We start from the raw sequence: 15,474 nt of genomic DNA, 5'->3' as shown, positions 1-15,474 counted from the left end.
AGAACATGAAAAGGATACAAATATTATTGTTGTGGCTGGTAGTCCTATCGTCTGCCTGTACAAAAAAATATGAAGAATTTAATACAAATCCATATCTGTCTACCTTAGCACAACAGGAAGCTGATAATTATGCTTCCGGTAAAAACTTCCCAGCCATGATCAATGCGGTCTTACCGGCGGGAGATGCTGCGGGCAGAACCGATTTTGTAAACAGTTATCAGGTAGGCTATAATTTAGCGGGAGATTCTTTTTCGGGCTATATGGGGCAAGCTGGTGATTGGGGTGGGAATTCGAACAACCTGACCTATGCTTTTAACCTGAGTTGGGTGAATGAGCAGTTTACACTGAGCGGCAAGTTGATGGCTGCCTGGAAAAACATCAAAGACCTGAGCGCACTATCAGGAGACTCTTTACAGTTTTCGGTCGCGCAGATCATTAAAGTAACGGGATTGATCAAGGCGACAGATAGCTACGGGCCAATTCCTGCGAGTTCATTAGCTTCAGGATCTTTTACTCCGGCTTATGAAAGTCAGGAAAGTGTTTATTTATCGGCTTTTGGCGACTTGATTAAAGCAAGAAATATGTTGTTTAAGCTTGGTGCTGGTGCCGGAACACCTTTAAAATCTTACGACCTGATCTATGCTGGTGATTATTTAAAATGGGCCAGATTTGCAAATTCCTTAATCTTAAGACTTGCCATTCGAATTGCTTATGTCGCTCCTGATAAAGCAAAATCATATGCGGAGGAAGCGCTGACTAACCCTGCGGGTATGATTACGACGGCTGCAGATAATGCCTTACAAGGTCTTAAACCAGGAAACGGCGCACTTAATTATTCTAATCCCCTACGTACACTCACGCAGGATTATAAAGAAGCCAGGATGGGGGCCTCTATGCAATCTATTTTAACAGGTTATAATGACCCAAGAATAGCTGTTTGGTTTAAAACAGCCACTTTAACAGCGCATACTTCAGAATTTTTAGGTATCCGTAGCGGGATCAATGTAACCAGAGCTTCTTATCAGCCATTTTCTGAATTAAATGTAACCGATCAGACCCCGATGCCCTGGATGCAGGCTTCTGAGGTGTGTTTTTTAAAGGCTGAAGGCGTATTACGCGGTTGGAATGTTGGCGGAACGGTAAAACAATGGTATGAAACAGGTATTACTACGGCTTTCTCGGAAGCCGGGGTGGCTATGCCGGCAGGGTATCTTGCAGACAATACAGCAAAGCCTAAAGACTATACTGATTTTGCAAGTGGAGGGAGCTCAAATAGTCGTGCTGCATTATCTTCAATTACCATAAAATGGGATGATGCCGCCGTGTTAGATGTCAAATTAGAGCGAATTATTACTCAAAAATGGTTGGCTCTGTATCCAAATGGACAGGAAGCCTGGAGCGAATTCAGAAGAACAGGATTTCCTAAAATTTTCCCGATCAGTTTGAATAGGGGGAATATAGATGTAGTGAAGCAGGTTCGCAGATTACCTTATCCTTTGGCTCAGTATCAGCAAAATGGAGCAGAGATTAGCAAGGGAATAACCTTGTTAGGTGGCGCGGATAATGGTGGAACACGCTTGTGGTGGGATAAAAAACCGTAGTATTTAAAGACAATAATATCATGATTATGAAAAAATATAACATTTTATATCAAATTATACCTGCTTTGATCCTGGTACTATTTTTCGCCTGTAAGAAAAATGACGTAGAAACCAGGGGGCTGTTTATTACAAATGCAGCCGAATCTGTTCAGGGCTTTGTTTCCGTTGATGATATGGGTGGTTCAATTACTTTGACCTCTAGTTCTTCGGCGATAACACCAGAAAATATTGACATTTCTTACGTTTCTGATACCAATGTGGTGGCGGATTTTAATAGGAAGCACAATACAAAGTACAAAGCGCTACCTGAAAAGTTCTATTCTTTGTCGGCCAATACGGCTGTTATTCCTGCGGGGGCAAGTGTTTCGAATGCGATAAAAATAACGGTTTCTCCTTTGGATGCGACCATAAAAGATGGCGACTTGTATATGATCCCAATTGCGATTAAAAATGCTTCATCGGGTATCCCGGTTATAGATGCCTCAAAGGTTTTTTACATTGTGATCAATCGGGTGCTCATCAATTCGGCATTGGATGCCGGTTCTACGGGAGTGACGTTTACGCTACCTGATCCGATCAAGGATTTGACTCAGTTTACCGTAGAAATGAGGGTTAGGGTGACTTCAGCTTTTAAGAATAATATGGCTTTGTTTTATGCCGGTTCTTCTGAAATCTATTCCCGTTTTGGTGATGTGGTCATTAAACCAAATCAGTTGCAGGTAAAATATGGGGGGATACAACCTTCCTCAACTACCGAGTTTTTAACCAATAAATGGTATCATATTGCTTATGTTTTTGATGGTGCGGCAAATAGTTTTAAAATCTATGTAGATGGAAAACTAGACGGTACAACATCGGCCCCGGCCAATACTAAGTTCAATCTGGAAACCATGGGTTTTGGAGGTTCAGCGCAGGTACAGGAACTTAGGTTCTGGACAAAAACACTGACTCAGGCAGAAATAAGCAGTGGAATGTGTGCTGTAAATCCGGGTTCTAATGGACTGTATGGCTATTGGAAATTTAATGAAGGTAAAGGGATTACCGTTGCCGATGCAACCGGACATGGACATACCGGAACGATAGGTGGGACTGTGAAATGGGTTCCGGTTGTAAGGTGTCCTGATTAACATTTGATAAAATTAAAAACGTAACATAAAGCAATCGTTATGAGTATGAATAAGTTATTAATAATGGCCGGTATGCTGGTCATCAGCCTATCCTTCTTTTCGTGTTCGAAAGAAAATACGCCTGAAAATATACCTATGAAACAGGTGCTTCAAAGATCTGATGATTATTTTGCCAATTTAAGGGCCTATAAAAAAACGGATCATCAAGTGTTTTTTGGTTGGTTTGGAGCAACTGGTGGTGAGGGAAATCCAAATGTACCAGGTGTAATGGATCAGATCCCTGATAGTGTTGATATTGTGAGCTTATGGGGAGGATGCCCTCCGGTAGGCTCCTATAATCACAATGTGCTGAAAAAAACACAGGAAATTAAAGGAACAAGATTCGTACTGGTTCGTGGTGCGGATCATATCTCCTCAGCGCTGCTGGCAAAATATCCGAAGCTTCCGATTCTGGTTGCTTTAGATAGCATAGCCAGAGATCTTGATGCTGAAGTGAAGTTGAATGGGGTGGATGGTTTTGATATTGATTATGAACCACATTTCGGACAAGGCGGGATTTTTACAAGTGGTAAGGATGGAATAAGCGGTGCCAACCTCACAACAGCTTTATATAAGTCGTTGTCCAAATATCTTGGTCCGCTTTCAGGTACTGGTAAACTATTGATTATTGATGGGGAAAGTACGCCTGAGCTTGCGCCATATATCGATTATCTCGTTCAACAGGCTTATGCGGCTAATTCTCCGACAAACCTTCAAAACAGGTTTGTTCAATATGGTTTCGGAACGCTTCCAATCAGGAAGTTTATAGTAGCGGAAAATTTTGAGAGTTACTGGGAAAAAGGAGGGGTAAACTTTACTGATCCGGTACGTGGCGTAATCCCTTCACTATTAGGAATGGCTTACTGGCAACCTACGCAAGGACGTAAAGGTGGAACGGGTGTTTATCTGGCCCAATATGAATATCCGCTCAATCCCGACTTTAAATTTACCAGACAGGCCATTCAAATTATGAATCCTGCTGTTCGTTAATTCATTGACCTAAAATATTAAAATATGAAAGCAAGATATAAGTTCTGGTATGCAACCATTTTCAGCATACTAATTTTAAATGCCTGCAAAAAAGATGGAGTTCTGGATTCTAAAGAGCTTTCGGCTTTTATCAAAACTGATGGAGGGGATGTGCATGTTGCTAATCTGGCATTTATAAGAACGCCTTTGACGGTATCAGGTGATTCTATCGCTAAATTCCCTGCTTATTTAACACGGGGAATTAGTACCGATGTGCAGGTAAATATAAGTACGGATGAAAGTCTGGTCGGTAATTATAACAGTACAAATAAAACAAACTATGTATTGCTGCCTGCCGCAAACTATAAAATTGTAGGCAGTTCTGCGCTTACCATTCCCGCTGGTAGCATGGTCTCCACAGATTCGTTGAGAATCCAGCTGCTGAACAGGTTGCAATTAAATGATGTCAACGGCTATCTCCTGCCAGTTTCAATAAGGGATATTTCGGGTAAGGACAAAGGGGCAAAAGCCAGTGATAACTATAGAACGGTTTATGTGGTTGTAAAAAGCACCTATACGAATGTTAGTGATGCGCAACTCCCATTAACCGGAACATTTATCTCCAGAACAGGATGGGTGCCGACTGTAGGTAGTACCACTGCCGGATCTTTAGGACCTGCCATGCTGGATGGAGTTAATACCACAGCCTGGAGGTCGAGCAGTACCTCTTCTTTTGCCGCTAAATGGCTGAGCATAGATATGGGTGCCGCTCAGCAGATTAAAGGTTTTGTAATGGTACCCAATTATGTAGCGACCACGGAAAATGCAACTGGAATAACTGTTTCGACCAGCATGGATAATTTAATCTGGACCGTACAAGGTGCCTGGAAGGGTACAGGGCCTGCTGCAACATCGTCGGCGACGAACCCGGATCTGAAGAATATCAATTTTATTATTCCGGTACAGGCCAGATATTTTAGGTTTGACGCTACTTCTTCGAGTGGTGGTACCAGAGTGGGGATTGCCGAATTAAATGTAGTTCAGTAGAATCTTTTTTACAGTATAAAATACTGGTTCTAAAGGGGTTTTAAAGGTTGGGAAACCTTTTGAAGCCCCTTTGTTTTTTTAGGGGTTCTATCAGGTTGTCTGATGTTTTAGGTATACGGGCAAAGTATTCAACAAATAATGATGGATGGAGTAGCAAGTAGATTGGGGAAGAATCGGATCATAACATATTCCCAAGGACTACTTTCTGCTAACCATGTAATCAAATCCAATATTCAGGACAAAGCAATTCATAGATCAGTTATTATAAAAATATCAAAGCCAGATGAATGGTCAGAAAACAAGAAAGGGATGTTCCATCCAGACACATCCCTTTTCTAACCAAATATAAACCTGTATGAACGGGTTTTACTTTACGTTTCCGTAGTACTCTACGAATTTAGCTAATGCATTAGAATAGCCCCATTCGTTATCATACCAAGAAACTACTTTCACGAAGTTGTCGTTTAATGCGATACCTGCATTTGCATCGAAAATTGACGCACGATCATCTCCTATAAAGTCAGAAGAAACAACTTCATCTTCTGTATATCCTAGAACACCTTTCAAGTAACCTTCTGAGGCTTCTTTCATGGCTGCTTTAATTTGCTCATAAGTTGCTGGTTTTTCCAGACGAACTGTTAAATCTACTACAGATACATCAGCTACCGGTACACGGAAAGCCATACCTGTTAATTTTCCTTTTAGTGCAGGAATCACTTTTGCTACTGCTTTAGCAGCACCAGTTCCAGAAGGGATAATGTTAGAGAAACCTCCACGTCCACCTCTCCAGTCCTTAGCTGAAGGACCATCTACTGTTTTTTGTGTTGCAGTAACTGCGTGCACAGTGCTCATTAAGCCTTCAACGATACCGAAGTTGTCGTTTAATACTTTAGCGATTGGCGCTAAACAGTTAGTAGTACAAGATGCGTTAGAAACTACAGTTTGATCAGCAGTTAATAACTCATGATTTACACCCATTACGTAAGTAGGGATAGAATCATCTTTTGCAGGAGCAGAAAGAACTACTCTTTTAGCACCAGCCTGAATGTGTTTCTCAGCATCAGCCTGAGTTAAGAATAAACCTGTAGATTCAATTACAGTTTCTACACCTACTTCATTCCATTTTAAGTTTGCTGGATCTCTTTCCGCAGTGATACGGATCGTTTTTCCATTTACTACAAGGTGTCCGTTTACTACTTCAATAGTACCATCAAAACGACCGTGTGTAGTGTCATATTTTAACATATAAGCCATGTAATCCGGCTCAACTAAATCATTGATTGCAACAATATCTAATCCTCTTTTTAAAGCAGCTCTAAAAACCAGTCTGCCGATACGGCCAAAGCCGTTTATTCCAATTTTGCTCATTTTGTTAATTTGAATAGTAGTTTAGTAAATTATATATCGGTTCTTTAGTAATCGATGTTATTTCCAGTCCGTGCCTTTTTGCAGTTGCCCGCAGCTCTTCCTGGAAGTTTCCGGCCACAAGTCCTACAAAATGTATTTCTTTACCGGGGTGTAATTTCAATGTGGGTAATAAATAAGTGTTAAAATAATTCTCAAACCCTTTCTCTATAATCCCTAACAAAAATTTATCGTTTCTGTTTTCAATAAAAAAATCAAAGAAAGAACTTAGAAACTGTTGAGCCAGAGGTCTTTTGTATACACGTTCCAGGATTTGCGGCCTGTCCAGATTATACTTCAGTTCAAACTTTTTATGTAAGTCCTTTGGCAGTTTATCCTGAACAAAACACTTCAATAGTGTTTTTCCAAGGTAATTTGCCGAACCTTCATCTCCGAGGATATACCCCAGTCCAAAGTTGTTCTTCTCCGGTTTCTTTCCGTCGTAATAAGCGCAATTTGCTCCGCTACCCAATAAACCTACAATTCCAGGGTTATTATAACAGGCAGAGAGTGCTGCACCATACAGGTCGTCTTTAACCGTTATTTTACTATATCTAAAGAACATTCCAAGCGTTTCCGCCAGTTCATTTCTTCTTTCTTCTGAGGAAGCACCAGCAGCAAAAACATAAATTTTCTTAATGCTTTCTGCGTGATTCACCAGAATCGATTTCTTGTTTAAGAATTGAAGTATAGACTTCTGGTCATTAAAACAGGGATTAATACCTGGCATATTGCATTCAGCGATGGTTTTTCCATCTTGTGCAATTTTCCAGTATGCTGTTTTAGACCCACTGTAAACTACCGCTATCATATTAAATGGATAAAACCTTAGTCATCTCCAATAAGTCACTTTCCAATTTGAAAGTATGTCTGGTTAGCGCTTCGTCTATACTTGTTGTCTTAATATCATTGCCACGTAAGCCAACCATTTGCATGGTACTGCCTTTTAGCAATTCATTTACGGCTGCAAAGCCCAATCGACTGCCTAAAATACGGTCGAAACTACTTGGGCTACCTCCACGTTGCAGGTGGCCTAATATCGTTACTTTCGTGTCATAGTGGTTAAAACGTTCTTTAACTGCTTTTGCAACATCGTAAGCACCGCCGGCTTTATGGCCTTCAGATACGATTACAATGCTGGAAGACTTCTTTGTAGAAGCTCCGATGGCCAATTGTGCAACTAGCTCGTCCAGACTGGTTTCTTTTTCCGGTAGGAGTACCGCTTCTGCGCCACTGGCAATTGCACTTCTCAGGGCGATACATCCTGAATCTCTTCCCATCACTTCAATAAAGAATAAACGGTCATGTGAATCGGCAGTATCTCTGATTTTATCTATTGCTTCAATAACGGTATTTATAGCCGTATCGTATCCTAAAGTAAAATCAGACCCGTATAAATCATTGTCAATTGTTCCTGGAATCCCGATCACGCGAATTCCGAACTTCTTTCCAAAAAGTTGTGCGCCTGTAAATGTTCCATCACCACCAATTACTACTAAGCCGTCAATATCGCGGGCTTTTAAGTTTTCAAAAGCAGTCTGCATTCCTTCTTCAGTTTTAAACTCAAGACAACGTGCTGTTTTTAGAATGGTGCCACCTAAGTGTATGATGTTACTAACGGATCTTGCGTCCATTGGCTTGATGTTATTGCTGATCAAGCCCTGGTATCCCTGCAAAACCCCAAACATGTTGATTCCATTGTATATACCGGTACGAACTACTGCTCTGATGCAGGCGTTCATCCCTGGAGCGTCTCCTCCAGATGTCAATACGGCGATATTTTTAATATTTGGTTTCATGATTTGTGATTACGAATATAGCGTGTATTTTTTACACTAAGTAATTTATTTTGTATTTTCCTATGTAATTAGGATGCACATGCATTTTATTGCTTCAATGTTTAAAAATTTAATTTTTTAGTATAGATTCGTCAAAATCTGTTCGTTGCTTTAATGATTTAGCCTTTTTGAATAAAAAGGAAGTATTAAGGTGTTCCGCGCGACAAAAAACAAGATTTAAAATCAATAAACCTGATTCAATATCCCTGCATCCGCAGGATTTGCGGATGCAATATAGAAAACACGACTGAAAAATCCGATTCAGTACCTCAATTCCCTTAAGATTCTTTTGCAACATTATTTTTATAATTATACTTTTCATTTTGTTTTTAACTTAAATCCTGTTAATCTTGTTAAAACAGGATATTATTTAAGAACTTTATAGATTAAACCCGGTTGGGAAGGGGAGAAGAATAGGAAGCGGGTTAAGCGAAAAGAATAGAAAAATAAATAATCTACCATAAATTAACGCCTTAAATAGAATTCAAGGCAGATTGAAAAATAAGTTTGATAAATAAAATTTGATATTTTGAAAGAAGTCTTACCAAAGTTTAATTCCACTTTCTCGATTGATTGTGTGCTGTTCGGATTTGATGAAGGAGAATTGAAAATTCTTTTGATAGAAAGGAACGAGGAACCCTTTAAGGACTGGTGGGCATTGCCAGGAAATATAGTGGGAGAAGATGAGAGTTTAGATCAGTCGGCTTCCCGTATTTTGCATGAACTAACCGGACTGGGTGATGTATATATGGAACAATATTACACTTTTGGGGATGTGAACCGACATCCACAGGGAAGGGTAGTTAGTATTGCCTATTATGCATTATTGCGTTTAGGAGGCGATAAAGCCTTAAAACCCTTAAGTAATTATGCGAAACAAGCCCATTGGATCAATGTAAAAAGCCTGCCGAAACTGGCATTCGATCATCAGCAGATTTTCGATAAAGGGCTGGAGAAAATTAAAAGAAGGATCAAACATCAGCCTATTGCTTTTGAGCTTTTGCCGGAAAAATTTACCCTGACGCAATTGCAAAATGTGTATGAAATCATTCTGAACAAAAAACTAGACAAAAGAAACTTTAGAAAGAAGATGTTGAGCTTCGGTGTGTTGAAAGACCTGGAAGAAAAACAAAAAGGGGTTTCCTTTAGAGCCGCAACCCTGTATAAATTTGATAAGCGTAAATACGCCAAATTGTTCAGCAAAGAGATCTCTTTTTAACTAAGAAAAACCAATACCTAAAATGTAAAAAGGCCACAGCATGTTAAATGCTGTGGCCTTTTTAAGTATAGAAACCAGCTGCTTATTTATTTACAGTAGTCATGTGGTATTCCACTAAATCATCTATAGGAGAACGGATTACTTTGCCAACGCCCATCTCATATCTGTCTGCAACAACGCTTAAAATATCTCTGAAGCTATAACCTACAGATCCTACACAGTTTAAAGAGTAGTCTTTGTAATTTGGGTAATGAATCACCAAATTCTCGAAGAAAGCCGTAAACGCGTAATCTACTGTAGAGAAGGTGTAATCTTCGTAATTGTCTTTGTAGTCGTATAAGAACTTGCTGAAACCAGCGCAAAAACGATTTGGAAGCGGTTTGTTATAAATCTGGTCGAAAATGTCCTCATTAGTTAAGGCAAAGTTATCATAGAAACTTTCTCTTAATCCTTTAGGCATATAACCTTTCATATAATCACTAAGAATTCTTTTTCCAATAAAGCATCCACTACCTTCATCTCCAAGGAAATAACCCAGAGAATCAATATTTTGTGTAATGTCTTTACCGTCATACAAACAAGAGTTTGTACCTGTGCCTAATATCGCTGCAAAACCAGGCTCATCACCTAGTAAAGCACGGCATGATGCCAATAAATCGTGTCCTATGTTGATCTTTGCATTAGGAAAAACCTGTTGCATAGCATCTGCTACAATTTTGCGCTTGGCATCTGTTGAACAACCTGCACCATAGTAATTTACTTCGGTAAGTTTATCAGTTTCTAAATGATCCGGAAGAGACTTTCTTAACGAACCAACAATATATGCGGTATCTGAAAAGTATGGATTGTATCCCTCGGTATTAAATAGAATTTTTCTGCCTGCTTCATTAATTAAACACCAATTGGTTTTGGTTGAACCACCATCTGCAATAACTATCATCTTAATTTGTTTTTTTCGGGATAAAAGTAAATAATCCTAACACTTTTGTAGGGTTTTTTTTCATAATTTTAATTCTTTGGTTAAAGTTTTTAAATAATTTTCCGCCTCTATTGTACTAATAAGGGCGTTTTTGCTCGTTTTATTTATTGATTTAAAGTTACCATATTGTTAAAAAAACACTAAGCCTAAAATACACTTGTTATTTTGAAATCCAAATTTAAAATCAGGCATTTACCAGAAATGGCATTTTAATTCTGGAAAAACGTCTTTTCATAGATTTAAAAAACCCGCATAGGGGAGTTAATAAACGTTTTACTAGCCTTAAACGGTGTTTTTAAAGAAAATAATAGTATTTCTTTAATTCGTGTAATTATCTCGTTAGCTCTGTCGATTTTGTACTACACCTCTTTTTAACGACATTTAAAAAGTTAATATTTGTAGACACGCTATAATACAATATGATGGCAATAAAGATTGATTTGAGAAGCGATACCGTGACCAAACCAACGGCAGGAATGCTGGCTGCAATGATGGCTGCGAAGGTTGGCGATGATGTTTTCGGAGAAGATGAAACCGTTCATGAACTGGAAACAAAGCTTGCAGGGATATTTCATATGGAAGCCGGACTATTTTGCCCTTCTGGAACAATGACCAATCAGATCGCAATTAAATGCTTTACCCAGCCAATGGATGAGGTTATTTGCGACCAGACCGCTCATGTATATCGATATGAGGGGGGCGGAATTGCTTACCATTCCATGGCCTCCGTAAGGTTGTTAAACGGCCCGCGTGGCATCATTAGTCCGGAATTAATAGAGCCGGAAATCAATGAAGATAATATTCATTACCCAAATTCAAGCCTGGTAGTCCTGGAAAACACTGTCAATAAAGGCGGTGGCGCTTGTTATCAATTGTCGCAAATTGAGCCCATCCATACCTTATGTAATATAAAAGGACTCAAGTTACACCTGGACGGTGCCCGGATTTTTAATGCTTTGGTGGCTACCGGAGATTCTGCTAAACATTACGGTCAATATTTCGACGGGATTTCAGTGTGCTTATCTAAAGGATTAGGCGCTCCCGTAGGTTCCGTTTTATTGGGAAGCAAAGAAACCATCAAAAAAGCAGTTAAGATTCGTAAGGCATTTGGCGGTGGAATGAGACAATCGGGATTTCTGGCTGCGGCCGGAATTTACGCTTTGGATCACCATGTGCAAAGAATGTCTGTTGACCATGATCATGCGAAAGCCTTAGCAGCGGCCTTAAATCAGGTAACTTATGTGGCTTCTGTGATGCCTGTAGAGACCAATATTGTGATTTTTGAGGTTGCAACCGGCTTTAACACGGAAAATATTATACACTTACTGGCAGAAAAAGGAATTGTCTGTAGTACTATGGGGCTTAAAAAGATACGCTTCGTGACCCATCTCGATGTTTCTCCGGAAATGATCGATTATACCATTGAACAGATTTTACATTTACATCCTTCCCTCCATAAATAACCTTTACATGAAGAAAATTTTGATAGCCAACAGGGGCGAGATTGCATTGCGTATTATGCGCTCTGCACGTGAAATGGGGATTAAAACGGTAGCCGTTTATTCGGAGGCCGATAGAACAGCACTCCATGTGCGGTATGCCGATGAGGCCATTTGTATTGGCCCGGCAGCATCTAATCAAAGTTATTTACTGGGGGATAAAATTATTGAAGCCTGTAAAATTACCGGCGCTGACGCGATTCACCCTGGCTATGGTTTCTTGTCAGAAAATGCTGCTTTTGCCAGATTAGTGAAAGCTTCCGGTCTGATTTTGATCGGTCCAACACCAGAAGCAATGGAAATCATGGGCAATAAATTGTCTGCAAAAGCAGCGGCATTGAAATACCAGATTCCTATGGTTCCGGGAACGGAGGAGGCGATTACTGATATCGAAGAGGCTAAATCCAGAGCGGTAGAAGTCGGTTTTCCCATCCTGATTAAAGCCGCTGCCGGTGGTGGTGGCAAAGGGATGCGTGTGGTAGAAAAGGTAAGTGATTTTGAAGAGCAAATGCAGCTGGCAGTTTCTGAGGCAACTTCCGCTTTTGGCGATGGTGCTGTATTTATTGAACGTTACGTTTCTTCTCCCAGACATATAGAAATACAAGTCCTTGGGGATAGCCATGGCAATATTGTCCACCTTTTTGAACGCGAATGTTCGGTACAACGCAGGCATCAAAAGGTGATTGAAGAAGCGCCTTCTAGTGTGCTTACTCCGGAAATCAGGGAGAAAATGGGCAAGTGTGCCGTAGATGTTGCCCGTTCTGTCAATTATGAAGGTGCCGGTACAGTAGAGTTTATCCTGGACGAGAACCTTGATTTCTTCTTTTTAGAGATGAATACCAGGCTTCAGGTGGAGCATCCGGTAACGGAATTGATTACCGGTTTAGACCTGGTGAAAGAGCAGATCAAAATTGCCAGGGGAGAAGCACTTTCCTATACACAGGAAGACCTGAAAATTAATGGACATGCGATTGAACTACGGGTGTATGCGGAAGATCCGGAAAACAATTTCCTGCCTGATATAGGTACATTGGAAGTTTATCAAACCCCAAAAGGGAATGGAGTGCGTGTAGATGATGGTTTTGAGCAAGGCATGGAAATCCCAATCTATTATGATCCGATGATTGCCAAACTGATTACTTACGGTCAGACCAGGGAAGAAGCGATTGAAAGAATGGTGAGGGCAATCGACGAATATCACATTACAGGGATAAAAACTACCCTGGGTTTTGGTAAATTTGTCATGCAGCATGAGGCTTTTAAATCAGGTGATTTTAACACCCATTTCGTCAGCAGGTATTTTAATCCGGAAAGGGTAAAACCTGCAGATGAAAATGAAGCGCTGATGGCAGCAGTCATGGCGGCAATAACTTATAAAAAGAAATCTGTTGCAGTGCTTGCGGATTCTTCGGAACAACAAGTTAGCAATTGGAAAAGAAACCGTACAAAATATAATTAGCAGATGTTTACAGGGATTATTGAAACCTTAGCAGAAATAACAGCGATCAGGGAAGAAGGAACTAATCTTCATTTTACCGTTAAATCAACATTGAGTAATGAGTTGAAAATCGACCAGAGCGTGGCCCATAACGGGGTCTGCTTAACGGTAGTGGCTTTAACAGAAGATGCTTACACGGTAACAGCGATTCAGGAAACCTTAGAAAAGACCAATTTGGATCATTTAAAGGTGGGTAGCAAAGTGAATCTGGAGCGTTGTATGCAGATGAATGGACGCCTGGACGGACATATTGTACAGGGGCATGTAGATCAAACTGCTGTTTGTGTCAAAAGAGAAGAATTAGACGGAAGCTGGGAATACCGATTTCAATATGATTCGAAAAACGGCAATGTGACCGTAGAAAAAGGTTCTGTTTGTGTAAACGGTATCAGTTTAACCGTGGTAGGGTCAGAAAACGATGAGTTTTCTGTTTTTATCATTCCCTACACTTTTGAGCATACCAACCTCCATCAGGTGAATGTTGGCGATACGGTAAACCTTGAATTTGATATTATTGGTAAATATGTGGCCCGTTTGATGGGTCGTCCATAATTACCTTTTTAGTTCTTCAATCTTATTTTTGATAAAAACGACCAGTTTAGCCTGTTCTTCAGGCTTTACTGTTTTCAGGTATTGTTGGTAATAGCTGATAGCATTTTTCTTATCATTGAACTTGGTTTCATAGACTAAGGCGATGTTATAATATAAACTGCCATTGTTTTCAAACAACAGACCTCGTTTATAAGCGGCATTTGCCAGGTCGTTTTTATCAATATTTTCATAAGAATCGCCTAAAAGACCATAATAGCTGGATGTTTTCCTGGAAATGGCCTCCTTGATGGTGCGTTCTAAAAAGACCGCTGCGTTTTTATAGTCCTTAATCCCGCGGTAACTCAGGGCGATATTGTATAAAAGCCCCTCATTTTCATCTTTTTCAACATTTGCTTTTAAGAAGTAATCCAGTGCTTTTTGATAATCCAGCAGTATGAAATAGGTTTTTGCCATATTGGTCAATACAAATGTAGAGCTGTCTCCGTAACTCATTATTTTTTCTCCGGTTTTGAGGGCTATTTTATATTCTTTGGATCCGATGCTTGCCGGCATTTGCATTTTAAGGAGTTGTATATTGCTACTGTCGGCCGCTAAAGCAGGTTCCAGTACTTTTAAAGACAGACGGAAGTTGTTCATCTTGAAGTAAAGCTCACTCATTTCATAAGCGACATCAGCATCTGTAGGGTTTAATGAATTGGCCCTTTTGAAATTCTTGAACATCTGTACAATATCTCCCTTATCTCTTTCTATAAAACCAATTTGCTTATAGGCATTGAAATTATTACTGTCCAGCGCAACCACTTTGATCAGGTATTCCTTCGCTTTAACATTGTTTCCTCTTCTTGAGTTGATGTTCGACAGGTTAAATAAGCCCGCAATATCGTCAGGTTTTGCTTCATGAAGTTTTAAGTAGTTCTTTTCTGCTTCCGGTAGTTTTCCGGCCATCATATAGGCATAAGCCATTTGTGAAATTTCCTTTGGATCCTGAGTGTCCTCCGTGTAAACGCTTTGCAGGTATTGTGCGGCCTCCAGGTAACGCTGCGTTTGGAAAAAGTCCAGTAGTTTTTCTTTATCTATAACGGTAGTCGTTTGAGCGTTTACAGCATAGCTGCTGATCAGAATTACAAAAGAAAGCAGGATTTTTTTCATGCGCTAAAATATTTTGGTGAAAGATAAGCTAATTGGGCCGTTTAGATAAACTAAGTTATTAGTTTGATTTCAGTATTCCAAATTTGAAAGCCATAATCTGGTCTGGATGGAGAAAAAGAAAACATTCTGGCAGGGTAATTGGTTCTATTACCATATCAATAGAGTGTTAATTTAAATCGAAAAATAGTATGGATACGTTAAAAAAGTTCGAATTAATGGAGAAGATAGTCAGAGAGTTGGAGGATTTACAACATTCACAACAAGCGATTATCCAGAAGATAGGTAAGATTGAAGTAGATAATATTGAATTGGGGGATAAAAGATTAGATAAAGACCTGCCGGATATGCACCAACGTGTTTCAGACAACCTGGAAACGATTGTAGGCATACTGGAATACTTTGCCGATAAAACTCAGAATTTTGGAAATAAAAACAATGTAGAAGCTTTAAAAGAGAAGCAAATCATTAACGAAGCAACCGGTCATTAAACCGATTACCTCAGATTTTACCAATTGATAATTTTATAAGTTTACAAAAAAGCTGGTAGCCCTTT

14 protein-coding genes are annotated in these 15,474 nt (G+C 39.7%); 9 read left to right on the top strand and 5 right to left on the bottom strand.

From position 1 onward, the window contains the following. The first annotated feature begins 5 nt into the window (after positions 1 to 5). Genes R2Q66_RS15615 through R2Q66_RS15600 form a run of 4 tightly spaced genes read left to right on the top strand, consistent with a single transcriptional unit; the run spans position 6 to position 4,783 of the window. Complete coding sequence (locus R2Q66_RS15615) at positions 6 to 1,601, top strand: SusD/RagB family nutrient-binding outer membrane lipoprotein (protein WP_316750617.1); 1,596 nt, start codon at positions 6 to 8, stop codon at positions 1,599 to 1,601. A 26-nt stretch (positions 1,602 to 1,627) separates the two neighbouring features. After that, positions 1,628 to 2,728 (top strand): DUF1735 and LamG domain-containing protein, encoded by a 1,101-nt coding sequence (locus R2Q66_RS15610; protein ID WP_316750615.1) that lies wholly within the window; start codon positions 1,628 to 1,630, stop codon positions 2,726 to 2,728. Positions 2,729 to 2,773: 45 nt separating this feature from the next. Further along, complete coding sequence (locus R2Q66_RS15605) at positions 2,774 to 3,757, top strand: glycoside hydrolase family 18 (protein ID WP_316750613.1); 984 nt, start codon at positions 2,774 to 2,776, stop codon at positions 3,755 to 3,757. Positions 3,758 to 3,781: 24 nt separating this feature from the next. Beyond that, the gene (locus R2Q66_RS15600; protein ID WP_316750611.1) at positions 3,782 to 4,783 is read left to right on the top strand and encodes a BT_3987 domain-containing protein; all 1,002 of its coding nucleotides are present in this window, start codon (positions 3,782 to 3,784) and stop codon (positions 4,781 to 4,783) included. 366 nt (positions 4,784 to 5,149) lie between these two features. Here R2Q66_RS15600 and gap read toward each other — a convergent pair whose 3' ends face one another. From gap to pfkA, 3 genes are read right to left on the bottom strand one after another with little or no spacing between them, the layout of a single operon-like run. Further along, complete coding sequence (gene gap / locus R2Q66_RS15595; RefSeq protein ID WP_265841214.1) at positions 5,150 to 6,151, bottom strand: type I glyceraldehyde-3-phosphate dehydrogenase; 1,002 nt, start codon at positions 6,149 to 6,151, stop codon at positions 5,150 to 5,152. Between the two features lie 4 nt (positions 6,152 to 6,155). Beyond that, positions 6,156 to 6,998, bottom strand: a complete 843-nt coding sequence (locus R2Q66_RS15590) for a hypothetical protein (RefSeq protein WP_316750608.1) — start codon at positions 6,996 to 6,998, stop codon at positions 6,156 to 6,158. 1 nt (position 6,999) lies between these two features. After that, positions 7,000 to 7,986 carry a 6-phosphofructokinase gene (pfkA, locus tag R2Q66_RS15585; RefSeq protein ID WP_316750606.1) on the bottom strand — a complete coding sequence of 329 codons (987 nt, stop codon included), beginning with the start codon at positions 7,984 to 7,986 and terminating at the stop codon, positions 7,000 to 7,002. A 568-nt stretch (positions 7,987 to 8,554) separates the two neighbouring features. Here pfkA and R2Q66_RS15580 point away from each other — a divergent pair. Then, on the top strand, positions 8,555 to 9,244 hold the full coding sequence (locus R2Q66_RS15580; protein WP_316750604.1) for an NUDIX hydrolase: 690 nt from the start codon (positions 8,555 to 8,557) through the stop codon (positions 9,242 to 9,244). Between the two features lie 82 nt (positions 9,245 to 9,326). On the opposite strand, the gene R2Q66_RS15575 is transcribed toward R2Q66_RS15580, so the two are convergent. Then, positions 9,327 to 10,184: an N-acetylglucosamine kinase gene (locus R2Q66_RS15575; protein WP_316750602.1), complete on the bottom strand. Its 858-nt coding sequence runs from the start codon at positions 10,182 to 10,184 to the stop codon at positions 9,327 to 9,329. A 461-nt stretch (positions 10,185 to 10,645) separates the two neighbouring features. On the opposite strand from R2Q66_RS15575, the gene R2Q66_RS15570 reads away from it, so the two are divergent. Genes R2Q66_RS15570 through R2Q66_RS15560 form a run of 3 tightly spaced genes read left to right on the top strand, consistent with a single transcriptional unit; the run spans position 10,646 to position 13,772 of the window. After that, a complete protein-coding gene (locus tag R2Q66_RS15570) occupies positions 10,646 to 11,686 on the top strand; it encodes a threonine aldolase family protein (RefSeq protein ID WP_410479436.1) in 1,041 nt (346 codons plus the stop codon). A gap of 7 nt (positions 11,687 to 11,693) precedes the next feature. Beyond that, on the top strand, positions 11,694 to 13,181 hold the full coding sequence (accC, locus tag R2Q66_RS15565) for an acetyl-CoA carboxylase biotin carboxylase subunit (protein WP_316750598.1): 1,488 nt from the start codon (positions 11,694 to 11,696) through the stop codon (positions 13,179 to 13,181). Between the two features lie 3 nt (positions 13,182 to 13,184). Beyond that, complete coding sequence (locus R2Q66_RS15560; RefSeq protein ID WP_316750596.1) at positions 13,185 to 13,772, top strand: riboflavin synthase; 588 nt, start codon at positions 13,185 to 13,187, stop codon at positions 13,770 to 13,772. On the opposite strand, the gene R2Q66_RS15555 is transcribed toward R2Q66_RS15560, so the two are convergent. Continuing rightward, a complete protein-coding gene (locus R2Q66_RS15555) occupies positions 13,773 to 14,921 on the bottom strand; it encodes a tetratricopeptide repeat protein (protein WP_316750594.1) in 1,149 nt (382 codons plus the stop codon). A gap of 188 nt (positions 14,922 to 15,109) precedes the next feature. Here R2Q66_RS15555 and R2Q66_RS15550 point away from each other — a divergent pair, with 188 nt between their 5' ends. Continuing rightward, complete coding sequence (locus R2Q66_RS15550) at positions 15,110 to 15,409, top strand: hypothetical protein (RefSeq protein ID WP_265841223.1); 300 nt, start codon at positions 15,110 to 15,112, stop codon at positions 15,407 to 15,409. Positions 15,410 to 15,474 lie beyond the last annotated feature (65 nt).

This window comes from Pedobacter gandavensis (assembly GCF_032677645.1).
GTDB lineage: Bacteria > Bacteroidota > Bacteroidia > Sphingobacteriales > Sphingobacteriaceae > Pedobacter > Pedobacter gandavensis_A.
This window is presented reverse-complemented; position numbering and strand designations above follow the sequence as displayed.